Source organism: Asaia platycodi JCM 25414 (assembly GCF_000614545.1).
GTDB lineage: Bacteria > Pseudomonadota > Alphaproteobacteria > Acetobacterales > Acetobacteraceae > Asaia > Asaia platycodi.
In genome coordinates, this window is sequence record NZ_BAKW01000003.1 from 222,593 (window position 1) to 243,291 (window position 20,699).

General features: G+C 59.2%; 17 protein-coding genes, 1 tRNA gene and 5 pseudogenes. 8 read left to right on the forward strand and 15 right to left on the reverse strand.

The genetic code is table 11. The features are described from left to right. Window positions 1–37: 37 nt before the first annotated feature. Window positions 38–529, reverse strand: a complete 492-nt coding sequence (locus JCM25414_RS04330; RefSeq protein ID WP_025840837.1) for a MucR family transcriptional regulator — start codon at window positions 527–529, stop codon at window positions 38–40. A 1,103-nt stretch (window positions 530–1,632) separates the two neighbouring features. Between JCM25414_RS04330 and JCM25414_RS25780 the strand changes: the two are divergent. The 3 genes and pseudogenes from JCM25414_RS25780 to guaD all read left to right on the forward strand — a co-directional run. Further along, window positions 1,633–1,962, forward strand: a pseudogene (locus tag JCM25414_RS25780) (FUSC family protein); the annotation flags it as partial. A gap of 86 nt (window positions 1,963–2,048) precedes the next feature. Further along, window positions 2,049–3,626, forward strand: coding sequence for an FUSC family protein (locus JCM25414_RS17065; protein ID WP_277911006.1), 1,578 nt, complete (start codon window positions 2,049–2,051; stop codon window positions 3,624–3,626). Beyond that, window positions 3,623–4,944: pseudogene (gene guaD, locus JCM25414_RS17070) on the forward strand (guanine deaminase). Before JCM25414_RS17065 ends, guaD begins: the two are co-directional and overlap by 4 nt. Before the next feature lie 13 nt (window positions 4,945–4,957). On the opposite strand, the gene JCM25414_RS04345 reads toward guaD, so the two are convergent. The 3 genes from JCM25414_RS04345 to JCM25414_RS04355 form a co-directional block, all read right to left on the reverse strand. Next, complete coding sequence (locus JCM25414_RS04345) at window positions 4,958–5,920, reverse strand: alpha/beta hydrolase (protein WP_199897585.1); 963 nt, start codon at window positions 5,918–5,920, stop codon at window positions 4,958–4,960. Between the two features lie 24 nt (window positions 5,921–5,944). Continuing rightward, window positions 5,945–6,289: a zinc ribbon domain-containing protein YjdM gene (locus JCM25414_RS04350; RefSeq protein WP_242403338.1), complete on the reverse strand. Its 345-nt coding sequence runs from the start codon at window positions 6,287–6,289 to the stop codon at window positions 5,945–5,947. Between the two features lie 272 nt (window positions 6,290–6,561). Further along, window positions 6,562–6,651: transfer RNA gene (locus tag JCM25414_RS04355), tRNA-Ser, on the reverse strand. Between the two features lie 265 nt (window positions 6,652–6,916). Here JCM25414_RS04355 and rplU point away from each other — a divergent pair. The 4 genes and pseudogenes from rplU to proB all read left to right on the forward strand — a co-directional run bounded on the left by rplU (window position 6,917) and on the right by proB (window position 9,754). Continuing rightward, entirely contained in the window at window positions 6,917–7,231 is a 315-nt protein-coding gene (rplU, locus tag JCM25414_RS04360; RefSeq protein ID WP_025840840.1) for a 50S ribosomal protein L21, read from the forward strand. 28 nt (window positions 7,232–7,259) lie between these two features. Further along, a complete protein-coding gene (gene rpmA / locus JCM25414_RS04365) occupies window positions 7,260–7,526 on the forward strand; it encodes a 50S ribosomal protein L27 (RefSeq protein ID WP_025840841.1) in 267 nt (88 codons plus the stop codon). Window positions 7,527–7,620: 94 nt separating this feature from the next. Then, window positions 7,621–8,640, forward strand: a complete 1,020-nt coding sequence (gene obgE / locus JCM25414_RS04370) for a GTPase ObgE (RefSeq protein WP_025840842.1) — start codon at window positions 7,621–7,623, stop codon at window positions 8,638–8,640. Further along, window positions 8,637–9,754 (forward strand): annotated as a pseudogene (gene proB, locus JCM25414_RS17075) (glutamate 5-kinase). The gene obgE and the pseudogene proB overlap by 4 nt, the downstream one beginning before the upstream one ends. A 153-nt stretch (window positions 9,755–9,907) precedes the next feature. Here the strand turns inward: proB and JCM25414_RS23630 are convergent. The 11 genes and pseudogenes from JCM25414_RS23630 to JCM25414_RS17100 all read right to left on the reverse strand — a co-directional run bounded on the left by JCM25414_RS23630 (window position 9,908) and on the right by JCM25414_RS17100 (window position 18,887). Next, window positions 9,908–10,192 carry an alpha/beta hydrolase family protein gene (locus JCM25414_RS23630; RefSeq protein ID WP_206777947.1) on the reverse strand — a complete coding sequence of 95 codons (285 nt, stop codon included), beginning with the start codon at window positions 10,190–10,192 and terminating at the stop codon, window positions 9,908–9,910. Further along, complete coding sequence (locus JCM25414_RS17080) at window positions 10,189–10,731, reverse strand: alpha/beta hydrolase (RefSeq protein WP_199897587.1); 543 nt, start codon at window positions 10,729–10,731, stop codon at window positions 10,189–10,191. Before JCM25414_RS17080 ends, JCM25414_RS23630 begins: the two co-directional genes overlap by 4 nt. A gap of 254 nt (window positions 10,732–10,985) precedes the next feature. Further along, complete coding sequence (locus JCM25414_RS17085; protein ID WP_242403339.1) at window positions 10,986–11,705, reverse strand: SDR family NAD(P)-dependent oxidoreductase; 720 nt, start codon at window positions 11,703–11,705, stop codon at window positions 10,986–10,988. Continuing rightward, window positions 11,648–12,061, reverse strand: a complete 414-nt coding sequence (locus tag JCM25414_RS24480) for an SDR family NAD(P)-dependent oxidoreductase (protein WP_242403340.1) — start codon at window positions 12,059–12,061, stop codon at window positions 11,648–11,650. Before JCM25414_RS24480 ends, JCM25414_RS17085 begins: the two co-directional genes overlap by 58 nt. A gap of 255 nt (window positions 12,062–12,316) precedes the next feature. Then, window positions 12,317–13,132: a hypothetical protein gene (locus tag JCM25414_RS21375; protein WP_025840843.1), complete on the reverse strand. Its 816-nt coding sequence runs from the start codon at window positions 13,130–13,132 to the stop codon at window positions 12,317–12,319. 66 nt (window positions 13,133–13,198) lie between these two features. Beyond that, window positions 13,199–14,422, reverse strand: a complete 1,224-nt coding sequence (locus tag JCM25414_RS04395) for a histidine-type phosphatase (RefSeq protein WP_025840844.1) — start codon at window positions 14,420–14,422, stop codon at window positions 13,199–13,201. Beyond that, window positions 14,419–15,048: a TonB-dependent receptor domain-containing protein gene (locus tag JCM25414_RS24485; RefSeq protein WP_369346000.1), complete on the reverse strand. Its 630-nt coding sequence runs from the start codon at window positions 15,046–15,048 to the stop codon at window positions 14,419–14,421. Before JCM25414_RS24485 ends, JCM25414_RS04395 begins: the two co-directional genes overlap by 4 nt. A 1,181-nt stretch (window positions 15,049–16,229) precedes the next feature. Next, window positions 16,230–16,988, reverse strand: a pseudogene (locus JCM25414_RS24490) (secretin and TonB N-terminal domain-containing protein); the annotation flags it as partial. 115 nt (window positions 16,989–17,103) lie between these two features. Beyond that, window positions 17,104–17,940 (reverse strand): FecR family protein, encoded by an 837-nt coding sequence (locus tag JCM25414_RS04405; RefSeq protein WP_025840845.1) that lies wholly within the window; start codon window positions 17,938–17,940, stop codon window positions 17,104–17,106. Continuing rightward, the gene (locus JCM25414_RS04410) at window positions 17,937–18,437 is read right to left on the reverse strand and encodes an RNA polymerase sigma factor (RefSeq protein WP_025840846.1); all 501 of its coding nucleotides are present in this window, start codon (window positions 18,435–18,437) and stop codon (window positions 17,937–17,939) included. The genes JCM25414_RS04405 and JCM25414_RS04410 overlap by 4 nt, the downstream gene beginning before the upstream one ends. A 150-nt stretch (window positions 18,438–18,587) precedes the next feature. Then, window positions 18,588–18,887: a DUF2312 domain-containing protein gene (locus JCM25414_RS17100; RefSeq protein WP_242403351.1), complete on the reverse strand. Its 300-nt coding sequence runs from the start codon at window positions 18,885–18,887 to the stop codon at window positions 18,588–18,590. 239 nt (window positions 18,888–19,126) lie between these two features. Between JCM25414_RS17100 and zwf the strand changes: the two are divergent. Continuing rightward, window positions 19,127–20,594 (forward strand): annotated as a pseudogene (zwf, locus tag JCM25414_RS17105) (glucose-6-phosphate dehydrogenase). Window positions 20,595–20,699 lie beyond the last annotated feature (105 nt).

The following is a 20,699-nucleotide window of genomic DNA, read 5'->3' on the forward strand; positions in this document are numbered from 1 at the left end:
TTGCCTTTGAGAACTAGTCTACAAGGTAAAGGCAGAATCAGGCCTTTTTCGCACGTCCACGACGGGCCGGGCGCTCTTCACCCTCGGTGCCTTCAGCAGCGGATGCACGGGCCGCCGCATCGACACCGGCATTGATCTTGCGACCCAGACCGATTTCACGGGCGAGGTGCGAACGACGCTCGGCGTAATTCGGCGCGACCAAGGGGTAGTCGCTCGGCAGGCCCCAGCGCTCGCGATACTGCTCAGGCGTCATGCCATAGGCGCTCTGAAGATGGCGCTTGAGCATCTTCAGCTTCTTACCGTCTTCAAGGCAAACGATGTAATCGGGGAAAACCGAACGCTTGATCGGCACTGCAGGCTGCGGACGTTCCGGCTCGGGATCAGCCTGCCCAGCACCCTGAAGCGCGTTGTATACTTGCTTGATCATCCCCGGAAGTTCGTCACCGGCCATGGGATTATTAGCAACATGAGATGAAACAATCTGAGCGGTCAGCTCGAGCAGGGCGACGTTGGTTTCAGACTCTGACATTTATTTTCTCTTTGTTGAAGTTTAACTCTTTTAACTAGATCTTTTATACCATCATCTTTGTGAGGTAAATAGGTTTAACGATTTCTTCTCTCGTTTTTATTCTCTTCATCATATCTTGTTAAAAGCAACTTGAATTCACAATGTTTCCTTCATCCACTCAAGAAAATAATCCTTATTCGTTATGGTTGAAAGCATTTTTTGCTGAATATTTCGTCAATTCTCGTCAAAATATAATAGAATATGTTTGTAAATTTTTTGATAAATCAAGGATACCTGGTCATGTTTTTTTTATCCTCAAAGGTGAGTGCTGAAAGAATAAAAGATTATTGAATATTTAACGACCTCTATTCTTGAGTCTTTTCATCAAACCGCCCTGCTCTGATCCTTCATGATGCGCCATCTTCTATGCGAAGGAATATGGCAACAACAAGAACAGACAGTTTTGTCCGGTTCATGAGAGCGCGATTCGGTTAACCGGAATTTTCCGCATGATCGCAGCTGGCTGACTGAACGGTTCTTCCGACATACCTGACAGGTCAAGCCTATCAACTGCTCAGTATCCAATTGATACCCAAGAAACACTTCCGTAACGAAGCGGGTCGAATCTCAATATGCGTCTCTCCCAATGATCTGCTCGCTCTGCGCCGAGGCATGTTCGCGTGAGATCACCCCATCAATAACGAATGTTAACTATTTTTTTGCTCGCCAAACTCGCTCTTACGATTGCAAGCGGTCTCGCGACGGTTTTCGTACCCCCGGCGTCGCAACACCCACTCTTTCTGAAATTATTCTGCGGCTATACCCGACTCGAATTAATGAATGTTTAGACCGTCAGGGACCCGATGCGCTTTTCTTCGGTCTGGCAGACTGTCATCATGATAACTTCTGTGCCTCATCGTCCTTTTTCAACCGTGTGAATCCCGGTCTTGCTCGTCTTGCGCTCCTTCTCCCGATTTTTTTCGAAACCGGCGTCCTTCGGCACTGTCTCTCTGTTCTTGAGACGCGATCGGTGGGCGTGGCTTTATGCGCCCTCAGGGCAAGCCGTCGAATTTGCCTTGCGCAACACCGTTGCGGCGCTTCTGGCCCTTGGCATCGCCATGTGGATGGAACTCGACAGCCCCATCTGGGCGACCATGACCGTCTGGGCCGTGGCTCAGAGCACACGCGGCGAGAGTCTGTCCAAAGCCAGGTGGCGCATCGTCGGAACGGTCATCGGCGCCATCGCAGCAGTCGGCCTCTTCACCGTGTTTCCTCAGCAGCCCCTTCTGTTCTTTCTGACGCTGGCGCTCTGGATGGGGCTTTGCGCCGGCATTGCCACTTTTGTCAGTAATTTCCGCGCTTACGCGCTCGTTCTCTCGGGTTATACCTGCGCCATCATTGCGATGGGCGCTGTTTACGACCCGGAAAACGTCTTCATGATTGCGGTCTCGCGTTCGACCTATATCGCGCTCGGGGTGCTCTGCGAGGCGGCGATGGGGCTCATTTTCGCCACAAGCAGGAACGCCAGGCACGTCAGGCGGTGCGTACCAAACTGCAATCGGCACTCTCGCTGGTATCGCTTTCCATCGCCGATATTCTCTCCGATGCAGCCACCACCCAACGCAAGGCGCGCGACCTCTTCGCCACAATCCTGCGTCTCAATAGTGAAATCGAGTTCGCTGAAATCGAGATGGGGCCACATGGCCATGAGGGCGACCACGCCCGCGCCGCGCTTGCTGCCGTGTCCATTCTGCTTTCACGTGGTTTTGGCATGGCGGCCCGTCTGGCAGCCCTCTCCCACAGCCATGGCAGTTTTCGCGAAACCTCTCATCACGCGCAGGAATTCCTGCGGGGGCTCGAGGCACGCCTGCGAACGCAGGAGCCGGTCCAGTCTATTCTGGCAGATTTGCACATCCTGATCGAAGACTGCCGCGTTCATGCAGCCCCGTTCATGCGATCCGATCAGGAGGAGCCAGTCCTGCTTGCTCCGGTCGATGAACGCGTACTGCATGTCGCACTGGGTGAACTGCTCAACGATCTCGAGATCGCCATCATCGAATATGATGCCAGCACCCATCTCATTCGCGGCGATCGCTTCCAGTTCCGGCTGCAATCGCATCACGATCCACGCAACGCGGTCAATAATGGCCTGCGTGTGATGGCGGCCATCCTGTTCACGGCATTGGTCTGGGAGGTCACTGCCTGGCCGAATGGCACCGCGTTCATTTCAATGACCTCTCTGATCTGCGGTTTATTCGCCACGCAGGAAAACCCGGTTCTCGGCACCACCACTTTCCTGAAAGGCACGATCTGGTCCGTCATTGCCGGGGGTATCCTCACCTTCATCTTCGTACCGAAATTCGACACATACGAGATGTTCGTCATGGCCTTCGGCCCGGCCATGTTTATCGGCGGCCTCGCCCGTTTCAACCTGCCCACAGCGGGGGCTGCCGCCGCGTATGGCCTGCTCATGCCAAGCATGGTGAATGTGCAGAATCACCATCGCCTCGATGAGATTGCCTTCTTCAACGGCGCGACCTCGACCGTCATGGCGGCCTGCGCTGCAGTTCTGGTTTTCCACACCTTCCTGCCGTTCAACCCGCAATCGGAGCGGCTGCGGCTGCGCAAGCAGATGCTGGGCGAGTTGCGCGCGCTCTGCCACCTGCGCAAAGCGCCCGAAACACGTCTCTGGATCGGGCGTAATATTGACCGCTTTGCCCGGTTGATCCGCCATGCCGGCCCCTCGCCTCTGCCCGTCGTTGAGAGCTATCTGCAAGGCACGCTTGCCGTCATGACCATCGGCCTCAACGCCATCAGATTACGCACCCTGCTCGATCGCGAACATCTGCCCGTGACCGCACGACGCGCCATCGAGTTGCTGCTTGACCGGATGGAATACACACGAGACCGCCATGACCGACCTGCACGCGTTGCCGCGGCAGCCGTGCGGCGCCTGCGCGCGCTCGATCGCACCGAGCGCGATCTGGTCACGCGCCTCGAACTGATCAGAGGCATTTCCTATCTCGTGGTCATCAGGGATGAGCTGGTGGCCAATGCGGCGTTTCTCGACGAGACCCAGAACTTCGCGAGCCGTCATATTCTGGAGAAGTCGCAATGACAGACGAACTGCCAAGCCTCGCTTTGCGCGGCACGACCCTGCGCTTTGCCGGCAACCCGTTCGACATGCCGCCACAGGACGCGCTGTTGACTGACACCGATGGCCTGGTCGTGATCGAATCCGGTCGTATCAGCGCAGTCGGCAATTACGCGGAACTCGCTCCCACCTTCCGCCGGAAATGTCCGTCATGGACCACAGAGGCAGTCTGATCGGGCCGGGTTTCATCGATGCTCACGTGCATTACCCGCAATTTGGTGTCATCGCGTCTTATGGCGAGCAGCTTCTTTCATGGCTGGAACGCTATGTTTTCCCGGAAGAACGTCGCTTCGCAGAGCGCAACTACGCCGATCGGATTGCCGAGGGTTTTCTCGACAGTCTGCTCGCTCATGGCACCACGACAGCCGCAGTCTATTGTACCGTGCACCCGGAATCGGTCGAGGCGTTCTTTACGGCCTCGCAAAAGCGCAACACACGCATGATTGCGGGCAAAGTGCTGATGGATCGGAACGCGCCGGATTATCTGCGTGACACGGCACAAAAAGGTTACGACGATTCGCGGCGCCTTATCGACACCTGGCATGGCACCGGGCGACAGCTTTATGCCGTCACACCACGCTTTGCTCCGACGAGCACGGAAGAACAGCTGATTTTGGCCGGGACATTGCTCGACACGGCACCGGGGCTGTTCATGCAGACCCATCTGCTTGAAACGGTGCAGGAGGCGCGCTGGGTCGAGGCGCTGTTTCCGCAACGCTCAGGCTATCTCGATGTGTATGACCGCGCCGGACTGGTGCGGCCGCGCAGCATTTTCGGCCATGCAGTGCATATGACGGAGCAGGATTTCACGCGCTGCTCACACGCGGGCTGCACCCTCGCTCATTGCCCGACCTCGAACGCCTTTCTGGGCAGCGGAGCGTTTCGCCTGTTCGAGGCGTTGCGCCCTGACCGTCGCGTGGCGGTCGCTCTGGGCACCGATATTGGCGGGGGCAACAGTCTTTCGATGCTGCGCGTCATGAACGATGCCTATACGGCGGCACAATCGCATGGCACGAGCCTGCATCCGGTGCAGTCCTACTGGCTGGCCACCGCAGGCGCGGCACAGGCGCTCGGTCTTTCACCGCAGCTCGGCCAGATCGAACCGGGTGCCGAGGCCGATCTCTGCGTCATGAACCCCATGGCCACTCCCCTTATGGCGCAACGGGCCGAGCGGGCAGAATCTGTGCCGGATCTGCTTTTCGCGCTGTCGATGCTGGGGGACGACCGCGCCATTGAAGCGACTTATGTTATGGGGCGACGCCACCGCCCGATGGCATGCTGAAAACCCGATCCTTTCAGAGCATCCCACGTTTGGCCAGCCAGGCCTGGTACCAGTTGGGCCACTCCGACGTGACCCGATCTGGCTCCCCCATACCAAAGCCGTGCCCACCCGTCGGCAGGCGATGATAATCGACATCAGTACCGATCGCCTCGCAGGTACGAGCCATGAGCGCTGCGTTATAAGGGTTGGCGATGCGATCATTATCCGCCTGGGTCAGAAAAACTGGCGGATAGCCTGATGCAACATGACTTTGCACAGACCATAGACGCGCAAGAGACGGGTCGGGGTTTGACCCTACAAGGTCGCGATGTGTTGCCGTGTGATCGTAAGGCTTTTCCAACGTGATGACCGGATAGATCAGGGCAGCGCCTGCAAGAGGCGCCAATTCCCCCTCGCCTGCCCCAACTGAAAACGGCCCAGCTCCGGCCCAATTCGTAGCGGTCATGCCCATGAGATGACCACCAGCTGAAAACCCGAGAAGAGTGATCCGCTTCAGATCCAGATTTTCGATCGAAGCGCGATGCCGGATGAGAGTCAGCGCACGCCGCGCATCCTGAAGCGGGGCCAGCGGCCCTTCAGCCCAACCTTCACCGGGAAGGCGATAGACAAGAACAAACGCCGTAATGCCGCGCGCTGTCAGCCAGCGCGCCGCCGGATAGGCCTCGCGGCGCATGCCGATGCGCTGATAACCACCACCCGCCGCCACCAAAACGGCGCTGCCATTAGGGCGTTCTGGCCGGAATATCTCCAGCCTCGGCTCACGAATATTATAGAGAGCGCCCGTAGCCGTGGATTGCTCGACCCCACCGGGTCCGCCTCCGCCGGGTGGCGTGTCGGGCCAGAGAGCGATCTGATCGGGCGATTGCGAGCGCGATGGCCCGTGGCAGCCTCCAAGGAGGGAGAGCGATCCAGCGAAAGATGAGACAAGCATTGTGCGGCGATGCATCCAGGTTCCGGTGGAACGATCACGCGACATGCTGCCTCCTCTTTCCTGCGGCATCTAGGCCTTGCGGACGAATTCCGATTTGAGATTCATCGCGCCGATACCCGGAATCTTGCAGGACAGATTATGTCCATCATGGCCATCGGTAAGACGAACCCCTCTGATCTTGGTGCCGCCCTTAATGACCGATGACGAGCCCTTGACCTTCAGATCCTTGATGATGGTCACGCTATCACCGTCTGCAAGAGGATTGCCATTGGCATCGCGCACAACGGCGTCGTCCTGCGAAGGAGCCTCCCCTTCCGAGATACTCCATTCAAGGGCGCATTCCGGACAAACCCAGAGCCCGCCATCCTGATAGATATGTTCACAACCGCATTGCGGGCATAGATCGCTTTTCACGATTTTTCGTCCTGTTTTTCTTTCGGTGCGTCCACGTAGCGATACCGCCATCATGACTGCGCCTGCCTTGTCATCAGTATAAAGGCGTCAGCAGCCTTCGAGATGAGCCTTCTAGAGTTTCTCGCAGGTGCTGAAAAGCATTGAGCCTCATGACGGGCGTGGATCGGAAATCGTCCGGCCAGCGCAGATGAACCGATCGTGGCTGCGTGCATCGGACGACAGATGGAAGAGGAAAAAGTGACCGGTGATCTGAAGACACCGTTAGACGGGTCTGGCGGAGAGGGTGGGATTCGAACCCACGGTGCCCGTGAAGGCACAACGGTTTTCGAGACCGTCCCAATCGACCACTCTGGCACCTCTCCGTAGCAGGATCACCTGGTCGTGGGCGGCTTATAAGGGGCAGATCGCGCCCTGCGCAAGAGGGGCGATGACGATTCTTTTTGCCTTCTCTCCATTTTCCCGGCCGCAAGGCGCGATAATGATTGACGCGGCCGTGCCACCTCCTGTAGTGAGCCCCCCTCGCGGGCGTGCTTGCGCGCCGGCCAATAATAAAAAGCGACTGGGCAATGCCGACTGGGGAAAACCCCGGCAAAATTGCCAAGAGATCGGACTTGAGAGAGTTTTAATATGTTTGCAGTCATCCGCACCGGCGGAAAGCAGTATCGCGTCACCCCGCAGATTACGTTGAAGGTCGAGAAGCTCGAAGCCGAAGCCGGCACGACCATCACCTTCTCCGACGTTCTGGCCGTTGGCTCTGACGCTGGCATCAAGATCGGCGCTCCGCTGGTCGCTGGCGCCACCGTCACGGCAACCGTGATCGCCCAGGACCGCCTGGACACGGTCATCATCTTCAAGAAGCGCCGCCGGCAGAACAGCCGTCGCAAGAACGGTCATCGTCAGCACGTGACCGTCCTGCGCATCGACGCGATCAACGCAGCGTAACTGACGCTAGAGAGAAGGAGAGACCTCCATGGCACAAAAAAAGGCAGGCGGTTCGAGCCGTAACGGACGCGACAGTGCAGGCCGCCGTCTCGGCGTCAAGAAGTTCGGTGGCGAAGCCGTCATCGCTGGCAACATCATTGTCCGCCAGCGCGGCACCAAGATGATGGCTGGCTCGAATGTTGGAGTCGGTCGCGACCATACCCTGTTCGCCCTCGCCGATGGCGCCGTGAAGTTCACGCGCCGCGCTGAAGGCCGCGTCCACGTTTCCGTGACGCTGGCAGAAGCCGCAGAGTAAAGACTGGCCATAACCAGTTGACGGGAGAGGCCGGTCCACTTGGGCCGGCCTTTCTTGTTTAGACCGTTATTTTTGGACGAATACGAGACAGACGATGAAATTCCTCGACCAGGCCAAGATCTATGTGCGCTCCGGCGATGGCGGGGATGGTGTCGTCGCGTTTCGTCGCGAGAAATATGTCGAGTTCGGCGGCCCCGATGGCGGCAATGGGGGTCGCGGTGGCGATGTCATTTTCCGCGCCGTACCCAATCTGAACACGCTGATCGATTTCCGCTACACGCAGCATTTCCGGGCACGCAAGGGCGGCAATGGCGCAGGCTCCGACCGCACCGGCGCCAAGGCTGAAACCGTCGTCATCAACGTACCCATCGGCACACAGATTTTCGACGATGACCGCGAGACCATGCTTGCCGATCTCGATGAAGACGGCAAGGAAGTGCTGCTCTGCAAGGGTGGCGATGGCGGCTTCGGCAATGCGAACTTCAAGACAAGCACCAATCGGGCACCGCGTCGTGCGGACAAGGGCTGGCCGGGTGAGGAACGCTGGGTCTGGCTGCGCCTGAAGCTGATCGCCGATGTCGGGCTCGTGGGCCTGCCGAATGCAGGCAAATCGACCCTTCTCTCGGTCTGCTCGCGCGCCAAGCCCAAGATCGCCGATTATCCCTTCACGACGCTGCACCCGCAGCTCGGTGTGGTGCGTCTCTCCTCTACCGAGGAATTCGTCATTGCCGATATTCCGGGGCTAATCGAGGGCGCTAGCGAAGGCGCCGGTTTGGGTGACCGCTTTCTGGGTCATGTCGAGCGTTGCGCCATGCTCATCCATCTGCTCGACGGCACAGAGAGCCAGTTGGTCAAGAACTATCGTATGATCAGAGGCGAGCTGTCCGCTTACGACGAGGCACTCGCTGAAAAGCCCGAGATCATCGTGCTGAACAAATGCGACGCCCTGACCAAGACCCAGATCACCGCCAAGAAGAAGGCGTTGGCCAAGGCCTCTGATGCCGAGGTGTTCACCTTGTCGGCAGCAACGCATGAGGGGCTGGCAGAGCTGCTGCGCCTGGTGCAGGATCGCGTCACCCAATATCGTCTGGAAGAACGCGAGACAAATCAGTGACCAACCGACTGGCCGAAGCACGCTGCGTTGTCATCAAGATTGGCTCTGCCCTTCTGGTCGATGCCAAGAATGCCGAGCTTCGTCATCATTGGCTCAACACGGTTTGCGAGGATATTGCGCGTCTCCGCGCCCAAGGTACGGATGTCGTCGTGGTGTCCTCCGGGGCCATTGCCCTTGCCCGCGTTCGTCTGGGGCTCGTAGGACGCAGGTTAAGGCTTGACGAGAAGCAGGCAGCGGCCAGTGTCGGGCAGATCCAGCTCGCGCAGGCCTGGAGCGCGGCTCTGGCGCAGCAGAACCTGACCGCTGGGCAGTTGCTCCTGACCCCCGGCGATACGGAAGACCGCGAACGCCATCTGAATGCGCGCGCGACCCTGCGAACCTGCTCGATCTGGGGTGCGTGCCTGTCATCAACGAAAACGATGCCATCGCGACAACTGAAATCCGCTTTGGCGATAACGACCGGCTGGCCGCACGGGTCGCGCAGATGATCGGCGCCGATACCTTGATCCTGCTTTCGGATATCGACGGTCTCTATACCGCCGACCCACGCCTCGACCCGACAGCCGAACATCTGCCTGAGGTCGATGCCTTGACGGAGTCGATCATGGCCATGGGGGGCGCGCCGCCACCCGGCTATTCGTCAGGCGGTATGCATACAAAATTGCTTGCCGCCCAGATCGCTACCCGCGCGGGCGCACGCATGGCCATCGCCTCGGGGCTGTCATCCCACCCGGTCAGCGCCCTGCTCGAAACGGGTCGCTGCACCTGGTTCCTCGCCTCGGAAGATGCTGGCTCGGCCCGCAAGCGCTGGCTCGCCGGGGCTCTGCAGACGAAAGGGTGCGTCATCGTCGATCAGGGCGCCGCTCGCGCCCTGCTCAATGGCAGTTCACTGCTGCCTGCGGGCGTGAAGGAGGTCGCAGGCGGCTTCGCACAAGGCGATCTGGTGGTCATCCTTGATGAGGAAGGCCACGAAATCGGGCGTGGGTTGACGGCCTATGATGCCGAAGACTCCCGCAAGATTGCCGGGCGTCGCTCTGAGGATATCACGCGCTGTCTCGGCCATAGCGGGCGAGATGAGTTGATCCATCGCGACGATCTGGTTCTGATCCGCTAGAGTGTCGTCGCTGAGGCGGCAAGATGCTCCCCCTTTGCAGCGCCTATGGGTGAGGTGTAGTGCTCGCCCCTCATGAGCCAGTTACCGGATTGCGCCCCCGCCTCCCGCAGCGAGGGCTGAGCTCGGCCAGTTGCGAGAAGGCAGAGAAGATACTCAGACGAGTTTGAGGAATGCTTCAAGTTGCCAGCTTACCGGATTGGCAAGATCTTCCAGGATCGAAAAATGGGTGCATCCTGGCACGTGCAGGAGCCCGATACGCTCCCCTGCCGCTTCGCATGCCAGAGCATATTCGGTCGCTTGCGAGCGCAGGCCGATAAGTTCATCGGCGCCGACCGAAATCATTGTCGGTGCGCCCGGTTTGATATGACGTATCGGACTGAGTGTTCTGGTTTCTTCATAGGTAAGTTTCAGGCTGTCCTGCAACCAGCACAATCTCATTGGCTCGAGATCGACAAGGGGCTGATCGCATGCACCCTGGAAATCGCGGGATGGGCACGATACATCAAAGCCAGATGACCACCTGCCGAGTGCCCGCCAAGATAGAGAGGAAGCGTCTCGATACCCAGCCGATCCCTGTCGTCGCTGAGATGCTGAATGAGCCCGCCGATTTCCTCCACGATCCCGGTCACAGAAATCTCAGGAGCCAGCGTATATTCCGCAAGAGCGACATTGATCCCGTTAGGAACCAAGCTACCCGCTATGAAGGCGAAGTCTTCCTTCGCGCAGTGGCTCCAGTACCCGCCATGCAGGAAGATATAGGTCGCCTGAGCCGCCCGGCCAGAGGGAATGAAATCGTAGCGTTCACGCGCTTTTTCGCCGTAGCGCAGATCGCGACGCCCCCCATAGGTAGAGTAGGTTTCCTGGCTGTCATGCTGAAACCTGGCAAGCACTGCGGGAAAATTGCTGATCGCTTTCGTATTGTCGAAAGCGGCGTCAAGCGCCGCACGATCCATATCCCGGTAAAGTATCTTCGTCATCGCGCGTTCCATTTTAAAACGCCCGTTAAACGAAGTTATCCTAAACTCTGGACAGGTATTTGACGACCCATCGCCATAACTCTTCGTGATGGGAGGCTTTCTTGTTTCAGCGATAAATACGCTTCCTTCCCCCAGTGACGTCACACGACTTCCACCCGCGAGCGCCTCAACAAACATGTCTGGACAATCGTTCAGGTCCGGCGTGAGGCAAAAGTCTTGCAACGATAACAATGCCCGGCATTCTCCTTCGCCGGTCAGGCCATAAGCGCGCTATCGCCGCCATTGACTTCAAATTCGGCGCCTGTCGTCAGCGCAGAGGCGTCGGATGCAAGAAAGACCGCTATGGGCGACACATCCTCAGGTTGCAGCCAGCCTATAGGCTGAACCTCGCTTCTTGCACGATCCTGCCACGCCTGAGCCGCCGTCACTCCGCCTTTCACCTCGTGATGAGTCTGCTGTTCGACAGCAGCGAGGCGCTGCGGGTTCAGGGTGAGTGCCGTGCCGACCAGACCGGGAATGATGGCGTTAACCGTCACGCCATAAGGCGCAAATTCCATCGCTGCCGATTTCATGAGCCCGATCAGACCCCATTTCGATGCCGAATAGCTGGCGCCGTTCTTCGTCCCATGACGCCCCTGCATGGAAGAAACAATCAGCACCCTGCCCCCGTGACGGGTGATCATGTGCGGTACAAAAGCGCGCAAGGTTCGCGACGTACCGTTGAGATTATTCTCGATCTGGTCATCCCAGTCGGCTTCGTTCATTTCCAGAAGCGGTTTCCACCCCTGAATGGCGGCGTTGGCGACCAGAATATCGATCTTGCCGAAATGCGCGATAATCTGTTCTGCGGCAGCCCGCAGCCCTTCGATCTGACGGATATCGGCCTTGACTGCCAGGGCGTTGCGACCGAAGGCCCTTATCTGACGCACGGTCTCATCAAGTTCGGCGCTGCTGGCGGGCACAGCGTCGGCCACCGGCTGATCGGGCCCGCAATATCGAGCGCCACAACATCGGCACCGTTGGCGGCATATTCGACAGCGATGGCGCGTCCGATACCCCGTGCGGCCCCGGTCACCACAGCCACGCGCCCGGCAAGCTGAGAGCCACGGCCGGCCTTGATAGGACCGGCGCTGAAAGCTGGCGGCGGCTCGGGAACCAACCCCAAGGTTGCGGTTGCGACTCTCTTCGGGCCGATCGCAGCAGCGGCACTCCCGATAGTACCAGCCGTCATAAGGGCCGCGCCGCCCATGAGCAATGAACGCCTCGGCCGCACATGGTCGGCCTCTTGCGCCTCTGCGAGACAGGTTTTCTGCTCCAATTTGCGGGTCATGTTGTTGTGACTCCTTCACCTCACCACTCGGATGGATGTCGATAGACTATGACATAAATCCGGAGGAGAGGGGTCGACCGCCAGCTTGTTCCTGTCTCGCAATCTCTTTTGCGATGCCACAGGCGCGAAGGTCAGACCGGCCGGGAATTTACCCGTACCGATCATTCCCTTTAAAAAGAAGTTTCAATTCCGCACGTTACGGTGACTGTCCGCCAGACCGGTGTGTCGACGGCAGGCTTGCTGAGTTTCCAGCCCTCAGGGGCGCGGCGGCCATCGCAAGGTGGGCTCCGAACGCACACGACGCGCACCCGCCTCCTCGCCCTGCCTGAGACGCTCCGCTTCTGCGGCGGCACTGCGCGGGGCCATCTCCTGACGCTGCACCCTGAGACGCCAGGCATCATCCTGCTCCTGCTGCTCATCTCGCACTGGCGCAGCACTTCCCTGATCCTGCGCCATGGGAGGCCGCGGGGGCCGTGGCGCCTCGCGAGGTGGTGGCGGCTCGAAATGCGTGGGCCTCAGAATGCGGTGTACGCTCTCCTGAGCCCCGGACTCCGCGTAGCTGTAATCATCACGCGCCTCGGGCAAGGGGGCGGGGCGCTCGCGACGCTCATCGAGGGGCACATCGCGTAGTGCCTCGCGCATGGCGGGGGCTTCTCTCGCCCCGGACTCCTGACGCGGCGTGGCTGCACTCTGCTGCATCGCCCGCTGGGCAGCCTGACGGCTCGCCTCTGACGACCAGGGCATCGGCTCTGAAGCGCGTGGAGGCTCCACAGCGCGAGAGACGGGCGTGACGACAGGCGCTGCCGGTTCGACGGGGACTGAGCTTCTGCGGGGCGGTGCAAAAACGGGCTCACCCGACGGACCGGTTTCACTGCCGCCCTGTGCCAGTCTCATGGCGATGATTCGCAGCTCTGCGCGCACCTCGTTGAGTTGCAGCTCGACCTCTTCCAGCCTCGGCTTAACGCCAAAGATAGAAAACGGCATGAGAATGAACATAAGCCCCAGCCCAAGCAGGATGAAACCTGCCAGAAACTGCATCCAGAGCGGGAGAGAGAGAAGCGCTGTCGTCATGATCTGCGATCTATGCGAATTTCAGCGACTCCGCCAAGTGGAGAGTTGTACCTGAGACGTTCTCTTTTACTGCGGGGGCGTTATCAACACCGTCATAACGCCCCCATGAGCCTCATCCAGACCGTCGCCACTCCGCAATGCGGCGAGTGACTGATGGAAAATAACGACCCGATAAAGCGCATGACCCTTGCGATCGTGCCAACGCTCGAAAGCGAGCGTTGTGTCCGGCGCCGTACGATCCGGCTGATCGCCAAAGGACCAGTGTAGCCCGTAGCGCGCTGCGAGCGCATCGAGCGTCGTGTCATGTCCCGCAAAAGCCAGTAGCCGCGTTTCTGACGGTACTATTGAGCCATCGGAAAGCGTCACCGCCTTGCCGTTCAGAAAACGTGCAATCGCCTCCGCCATGAACCGTGATTTTTCCTTCACCAGGGTTCCACGTCGGCGCGTCAGATCGGAAAGATAGTCATGCACCGGCAGAGCGCGCGCCAGCAGTGCTGGCGTAAGAGCGCGTGCCCAGTCAGGACCAGCATTTTCAAGACTCTGCGCATAAACCAGCAGAATATTCTCTGCCACAGACGCCGCCTGTGCGGGGCCGCCTTCCAGAACCACCCTGCCCTTCTTGCTGCCCAGCGTAAGCGGTGTCGAAAAACACGGTGCCCTTCCACCGGCGCAGCCGGCTGGCGCCATCAGATCCTGCAAAGCCTTGAGACCCTGAACGACTGCCTCGGGTCGATCTTTCGCATCACCGCGCTGAACGGATGCGGTTTCAGCGTCAAGAAGCGCCCGGTTTGTCGTAATGAACTCAGGCGTGACGGCGTCGAACAGCGGATCATGCCTGGCAGGCGGCAGAGACCGCGCCACGAGATGCTGCGCCGGAACGAGACTCTCCGCCATGATCTGTCCACTCTGCCGCGTACGATCATCGGCTGAATCGGCCCAGATGACTGGCGCTACCTTGCTCAGACAGGGACCGAGGTGCCGCGTGCAGGACAGATCGTAATGCAGGGCGATATCCTGCATCAGGCGCCCGAGCGCCACTCGGCCATGCTCGGTCAATTGCCCCGGTGCGACAGGCCAGACGGGCCAGGCAACACCTGTCTCCTTTTCGAGGGCTTCCGGCCCATGGGTCGGGCTACGCAGGCCATGTCTTGCGACGAGCACGACACGCTCGAGAACCGCATGATCTGGCAGTGAGGCTGAGGAAAAAACGACAGGCTCGGCCATGGCCGGAACGCTGAAACCGATACCCAGAGACGCGAGCCAGGTGAGAAACAGATTTTTTTTCGTCATGAAACGTCCTCAGGCAGGGTCACGGTCAGGTTGAAGAACACGCTGCGCCCAGCCAGACGCCAGTAAAGCGGGGCACCATCGGGATAGCCCGCGCTCGCCGCCGATTGATTGCCGGCAAAATCGCTGATGGCGCGGTTATTGAAGAGATTGGCAATCTTGAGGCTTGGCGTCACGTCGCGCATGAACCCGCCGAGCTTCTTGAAATGCCAGCCAAGGGCAAGATCGGCGGTCGTCGTGCTGCCTATACGATACTGATTGGCGAAAACCGTATTGCCCGCACTGTCGGTCGTACTATCGAGCCCGTAGTGATTGCCGACGAATTTCCCGATCAGAGACGCATAAGGCCCTTTATTGTCGTCGTAGAGGACGCCAAACGAGGCCAGCACATTAGGCGTAGCCGCCACGCGCACAGAGCTGTGCTTGTACTGAGCGTCGTTCACGCTGTAATTGCCGTAAAGCGACACGCCATGGCCGAGCGCATACTGCCCCTCGACTTCCAGACCCTTATAGATCGCACCACCGCTATTGACCGAGGTGCTCTGCGTACCAAAACCCGGCACCTTGATCTGGGCTGACGCGATGAAATTGGAGAAATTGATGTAATAGGCATCGAAAGACAGGTCCAGCGCTTCTGCTGCACCACGGTGCCGATCTGATAATTCAGCGTCGTCTCGGGACTGACATTACCGACATTCTGCGTCTGAAACACGCTCATAGGCGGGGCGAGAAAGCCTCGGGCAATCTGACCATAGGCGCTCCAGCCCGGCAGGATCATCTGGTTCGCCGAAATGGAAGGCTGCCATGAGCTGAATTTCTGCGTCGCGTTCAGCGGTACCTTGGTCGATTTATTGATTGCTGCGTCGTAGTCACGACGGAAATAGGAATATTTGATACCCGGCTTGATGACCGTATTCTTGAACGGCTTCCAGTCGAATTCCAGATAGGGCTGCACCGTCGTATTGAAATCCGAGATATTGTAGCTGTAGGCTGAGCCGTTCTTGCCGGGCACCATGAGACTGCCCTTGGTCAGATCCACCGCATAGGTGTAACGACGGTCATCCTGCAGATCGGCCCAGGCGCCCAACAAGACATCGCCCTGTGACGTATGCGCCTTGAAGGTGAGCGTATCGCCGTAATCACGAAACTTCGCATCGGCATATTTACCGGGCACATCATTCTTGTAGGTCGCAAGCTTCTTGCCGCTCGCTGAATAGAGCGTCACCCCATTGGCACCGGGATCGTCAGAGCTGGCATCGGTCGATTCCGTATAATCATGCTCGAAGCCATTGGTGTAGAGACGGTTTTCGATGCTCAGCCAGGTCAAAACCCGGCTCTTGATGTCGATGTAATCGAAATCTGCCGTGTAGGTGCTGGGCTGATAGCCGGAATAGCATTGCAGGGTCGGATTGGCGCAGAGACCGTAATTCTTGCCGTATTTCCTGTATTGCTGCAGCGTCGCACCCTGGGTCGTGTTCTGGTTCTCCCAGTTATAGGTGGTCAGAAGAGTCAGGGTCGTGTTTTCCCCAAGCTTTGCCACGTCCTTGAACAGCAGGTTGTTGCGACGCTCACCCGAACCCGTCAGATAGCCATCGGTCTCTTCATGCTGCAGATCGAGTACCATCGAGCCGAAACGCGTCTTGCCTGAATCCACCTCGACGCCACCGGCGCGCGTGTTGAAGCTGCCATAGGTGCCATACGGCGTGACGCCAAAATGCTGCGCGGGGGTGCGCGACTGAAAACCGATCGTGCCGCCGAATGTCGCATTGCCGATGGTCGATGCTGTGCCTGGCCCGCGATTGACCTGCACCTCGCCCAGAAAATGCGAGATGAACAGCGATGAGGTGGTGTGATGCAGGTCGCTGGCATTACCGAAAGGGATACCGTCGAACAGCATGTTATATTGCCCGTCCTGAAAGCCGCGAAGGCTCATGGTCTCGGCCTTGCCCATGCCGGGGCCGTTCGGATTTTGCGTCCAGATGCTTGGCTGAAACTTGATGATGTCATCCACACTCGCCAGCGGCACGATGTTGTTGGTGATGAACCTTTTCTGAATGACGGAAGTCGGCTCGGTGATCGTCAGCGGCACTGTTGACGGCGCCAGGCGCTCGGCACGCCCGATTACCGTGATATGTTCCTGCCCCGTCCGGTCATCATGCGCGTCATGCCTGAAGTTGCTTCCACGTGCAGCCGAAGCGATCACCACGACCCCGTCGGACTGCAGATGCGGGCTCAGACCCGACCCACTCAGCACGCGCTCAAGCGCCTTTTCAAGCGTCAGCCTGCCTTTTAGCGCAGGCGCCTTGCGGCCACGCACCTGATCGCTGGAAAAAAGAATATCGCGCCCGGACTGGCGAGCGAGGCCGGTCAGCGACTCTTCGAGCGATCCTGCGGGCTGGCTGAGGCTGAGCGTTTTTTGCGCGTCGCCCTGGTTCAGCCTTGCCCGCGCGCCCTCTCCCTGGGCAAGGGCAGCGCCGGGCAGAGCGAAGAGCGAGAGCAGGATAAAGGCAAGATTTCTGCGCTGGCGCGGCGCGGCGGACGGGACACGGATCATGCGGGCAAATTCCATCAGGCTGGGGCAGAGCGGCCATTACCCTGAGGGACGACGCAGAAACGCCGTCCCTCACCCGTTTCGATCTCGTTTCATCAAAGCTTAACAATCTCGATCTGCGTCGGCCCGAACGTCACGCGCAGCGGCAGAAGATGGGCGAGCGCTTGAAGAACCGCGTGGGGTCCTGCGTGTGAAACATGCCGCTGATTCGCAGCCGTGCCAGGGAGGGCGAAAGAATAAGTACGGGTTTGTCGCTGTAGCGTGCCATCTCCGCCACGGCCTGATCGAGTGGGGTATTGCGGAACAGGGCGCGCCCCTCGCACCAAGCGAGAGCGTCATCGGATCGGACTGCCGCAACCGTTCCATGCCGTGTGAGGCGATCGAAACGCAGTTCCTGCCCCTCGGCCAGTGCCAGACGCTGCTGCCCATGACCGCTCAGTGTCAGCCCGCCTTCGAGAACTGCGACCTGCATGATCGGGTCGCTGACATCGAGCGCGTAACGCCCCCTGCCGCCGGATACAGACCAGCCACAAGAGCGGAACACGGCGTGGTCTTCTCGAAAGGCAAGCGCGTAGCGTCCGTTTCCGATCGTCATCTGATGGCGCGATGGCCCACAGATCAGCGCGCTGCACGCATCCATCTCGATGTCCATCATGTCGAACGCGAGGTGCCTTCGCTCGTGTCTGCCGGTACGGAATTCGCGCGCATCGGCACCGGAAGGGCCGAAAAGCGTGAAGGCCCCCAGAAGGGCTCCGCAGGAGAGAGCCGCACGGCGGGTTACCCGTCGCGATGTCTCGCGTCCGGCAAAGCTGCCCGTTTTCCAGATTTGCGAGACCAGACCGTACGCCTGATGATGCGCCTCGCACTTATGCAGCCAGTCGGCAAAGCGGGCGCGATCCTGCTCCGAGCACTGATCGGAGAGCAGACGCGCCTGCCAGCTTGCCGCCTGCTCGACCTGATGTGGCGTCACGAAAGACCGTCATTCAGCAATGCCAGTGCCAGATGGGCCAACGCACGGGCAATGGATTTCTCGATCGTACTGACGCTCAGCTCAAGGCTTTTGGCGATGCGGCTATAGGTCAGACCATCGAGCCTGTGCATCAGAAAGATCCGGGATGTGCGGGAGTCGAGCGCCATGAAGGCCACGCGCACGCGCTCAAGCTGCTCACGCCCGAGCAGCACACGCTCGGGGCCGGGCTCGAGGCAAACCGGCTCGACGCCCTCTGGGGCATCGAGCGATGAAAACCCCACGCGTTTCTCGCGTCTGGCGCGATCGATGGCCAGATTACGCGCTGTACGCAGCACATAGGCTTCAGGGTGATCAATCCCCTCCATCCCGCGCTCGAAAAGATGCAGGAGCGCAGTCTGGAGCAGGTCATCGCTATCCGGCCTGCGGTTCTGTCGCCGGATACGCTCATAGAGAGACGTCCATACGGACTGTCTCAGGCACCATTCTGCCGCTGACATTCTTTACCTGCCAGAATTGAGAAACCGGAAACGCGCCGGTTCATATCAATGGCGGATCATATTGTCAGCGCGAGAGGCGCCGTGTCTTCAAATCTTCACAGAAACCCTCTCACCCCGCCCATAGGAGGCAGGAAGAGAGGGCGCACACCCTCACATACCGAGCGCGCGACGATAGATGTCGAGCAGCGTCTCTTGCTCTTCGATCTCGTTCGGCTCTTTCTTGCGCATCTTGATGATGTTCTTGATCGTCGCGACGTCGAAACCGGCCGATTTGGCTTCGCTGAAGATGTCCTTGATGTCGCCGGCAAGCGCCTTGCGCTCTTCTTCCAGACGCTCGACGCGCTCGATCACGCTGCGCAGACGATCGACGGCAATGCCCCCGACATTCGATTCAGGATCAGCAGCCTGACGCGCGCGGCTGGCGGAGGCTTCGTCAATATCAAAAGGCATGTCAGACATGGTGACCTCGAGAGCGGGGGTTGCACACGGCCCTTTCGGGCCAGAGAGCGACAAGCGCCCGGGCAGACACTTGCGAAGAGAGGCGGCTTATCGCGCCTCGCCGGGGCGGGTCAACGCATATTGCGCCCGAACGTCACGGCATAAAGCGCGTTCTCTTTGCTACCTTTACCCCATCAGCACGCATGTCATAAGACCGCACTGCCCCCATCGAGAACCGGAGAGCCAGGCCGATGACCAATTGCCACCAAGTCGCCCCATTCGATTACGTCATCTTTGGCGCAACCGGCGATCTGACCATGCGCAAATTGCTGCCCGCCCTTTACTATCGTCTGACGATGGGACAGGTGCCTGATACGGCCCGCATCATCGGCACGGCGCGCTCACCGCTTAAGCGCAGCGAATACCAGACCCGCGCCCGCGACGCGCTCAAACGCTTCGTGAAGGCAGACGATTTCGACGAAGACACAGTCGATCGCTTTCTGGACATGATCCATTACGTGAGCCTCGATGCTCGAAGCCAGACAGCAACTGGGAGGGTCTGCGCGAGGTTCTGAGCCACAAGGCAACAGACCATGTGCGTGTTTTCTATTACGCCACGGCTCCCGATCTCTACGGCGCCATCTCGAAAAACCTGCATCATGAAGGCCTCGTCACCGATGACAGCCGCGTGGTGCTGGAAAAGCCGATCGGTATCGATCTGAAGACCGCCGAAGAGATCAATGAAGGCGTCGGTCAGTATTTCAAGGAAAGCAATGTTTTCCGTATCGATCATTATCTGGGCAAGGAGACCGTCCAGAATGTGATCGCCCTGCGCTTTGCCAACCCGCTTTTCGAGTCAGTCTGGTCGGCAGATCATATCGAGTCCGTCCAGATCACCGCGGGCGAACTGGTAGGCGTCGAAGGCCGTGCGGCGTATTACGACAATTCGGGTGCGCTGCGCGACATGGTTCAGAACCATCTGCTGCAGGTTCTTTGCCTTGTCGCCATGGAAAAACCGGACTCGTTGCAGGCCGATGATGTGCGCGATGCCAAGGTGACGGTTCTCAAATCGCTCGTCCCGCTCGATGCGAAGACATTGCCGACAAGCACGGTGCGTGCCCAGTACACCAAGGGTCACAGCAAGGGGGCCACGGTCGATGGCTATCTCGATGAGCTTGGCCATGAGAGCAACACCGAAACCTACGTTGCCTGCGTGCTGAAATCGATACGCCACGCTGGAAGAATGTGCCGTTCTATATCCGCTCGGCCAAGCGTCTGAAAGCGAAGGTCAGCGAGATCGTCGTGACGTTCAAGCCGTCAGCAACCAAGCTCTTCCCCTCGCAGCCCGAAAAGAACGTGCTGGTCATCCGTATCCAACCGGATGAGGGCGTGTCTTACAAGTTCAGCGTCAAGAACCCGATGGACGATGATTTCGGCCTGTGGGAGACCAAGCTCGACGTGCATTTCGAGCGTGAATTCGCCGTGCGCTACCCGGACGCCTATGAGCGTCTCCTGCTCGATGCCGTGCGCGGCTATCCGGTGCTCTTCATCCGTCGCGACGAGGTTGCCGCTGCGTGGAAATGGGTCGCGCCTGTCATGGAAGCCTGGGCGAAGAACGAGGTGCCGATGGCGCATTACGCCGCAGGCAGCTGGGGCCCAGAAGAAGCGCGTCAGATGCTCGCCCGTGACGGGCAGGTCTGGCACGAAGACATGGAATAAGGCATTCCCTTGGCCTCTGACCTCAAAATACGCCCCGACCCGGTACTTCGAAGCTCGGTTCGGGGCGCCGCAAGCCGCGTACGCTCAAGCAGCATCTTCTTCGTC

Bases quoted from the DNA above. Each gene is read 5' to 3' on its own strand.
- JCM25414_RS23630 (WP_206777947.1), bottom strand. From the start codon at position 10,192: ATGAGATTGTGCTGGTTGCAGGACAGCCTGAAACTTACCTATGAAGAA.
- JCM25414_RS21375 (WP_025840843.1), bottom strand. From the start codon at position 13,132: ATGACGACAGCGCTTCTCTCTCTCCCGCTCTGGATGCAGTTTCTGGCA.
- obgE (WP_025840842.1), top strand. From the start codon at position 7,621: ATGAAATTCCTCGACCAGGCCAAGATCTATGTGCGCTCCGGCGATGGC.
- JCM25414_RS04345 (WP_199897585.1), bottom strand. From the start codon at position 5,920: ATGTCGCGTGATCGTTCCACCGGAACCTGGATGCATCGCCGCACAATG.
- rplU (WP_025840840.1), top strand. From the start codon at position 6,917: ATGTTTGCAGTCATCCGCACCGGCGGAAAGCAGTATCGCGTCACCCCG.
- JCM25414_RS04395 (WP_025840844.1), bottom strand. From the start codon at position 14,422: ATGACGAAAAAAAATCTGTTTCTCACCTGGCTCGCGTCTCTGGGTATC.
- JCM25414_RS17080 (WP_199897587.1), bottom strand. From the start codon at position 10,731: ATGACGAAGATACTTTACCGGGATATGGATCGTGCGGCGCTTGACGCC.
- JCM25414_RS04410 (WP_025840846.1), bottom strand. From the start codon at position 18,437: ATGTCAGCGGCAGAATGGTGCCTGAGACAGTCCGTATGGACGTCTCTC.
- rpmA (WP_025840841.1), top strand. From the start codon at position 7,260: ATGGCACAAAAAAAGGCAGGCGGTTCGAGCCGTAACGGACGCGACAGT.
- JCM25414_RS17100 (WP_242403351.1), bottom strand. From the start codon at position 18,887: ATGCCTTTTGATATTGACGAAGCCTCCGCCAGCCGCGCGCGTCAGGCT.
- JCM25414_RS04330 (WP_025840837.1), bottom strand. From the start codon at position 529: ATGTCAGAGTCTGAAACCAACGTCGCCCTGCTCGAGCTGACCGCTCAG.
- JCM25414_RS24480 (WP_242403340.1), bottom strand. From the start codon at position 12,061: ATGACCCGCAAATTGGAGCAGAAAACCTGTCTCGCAGAGGCGCAAGAG.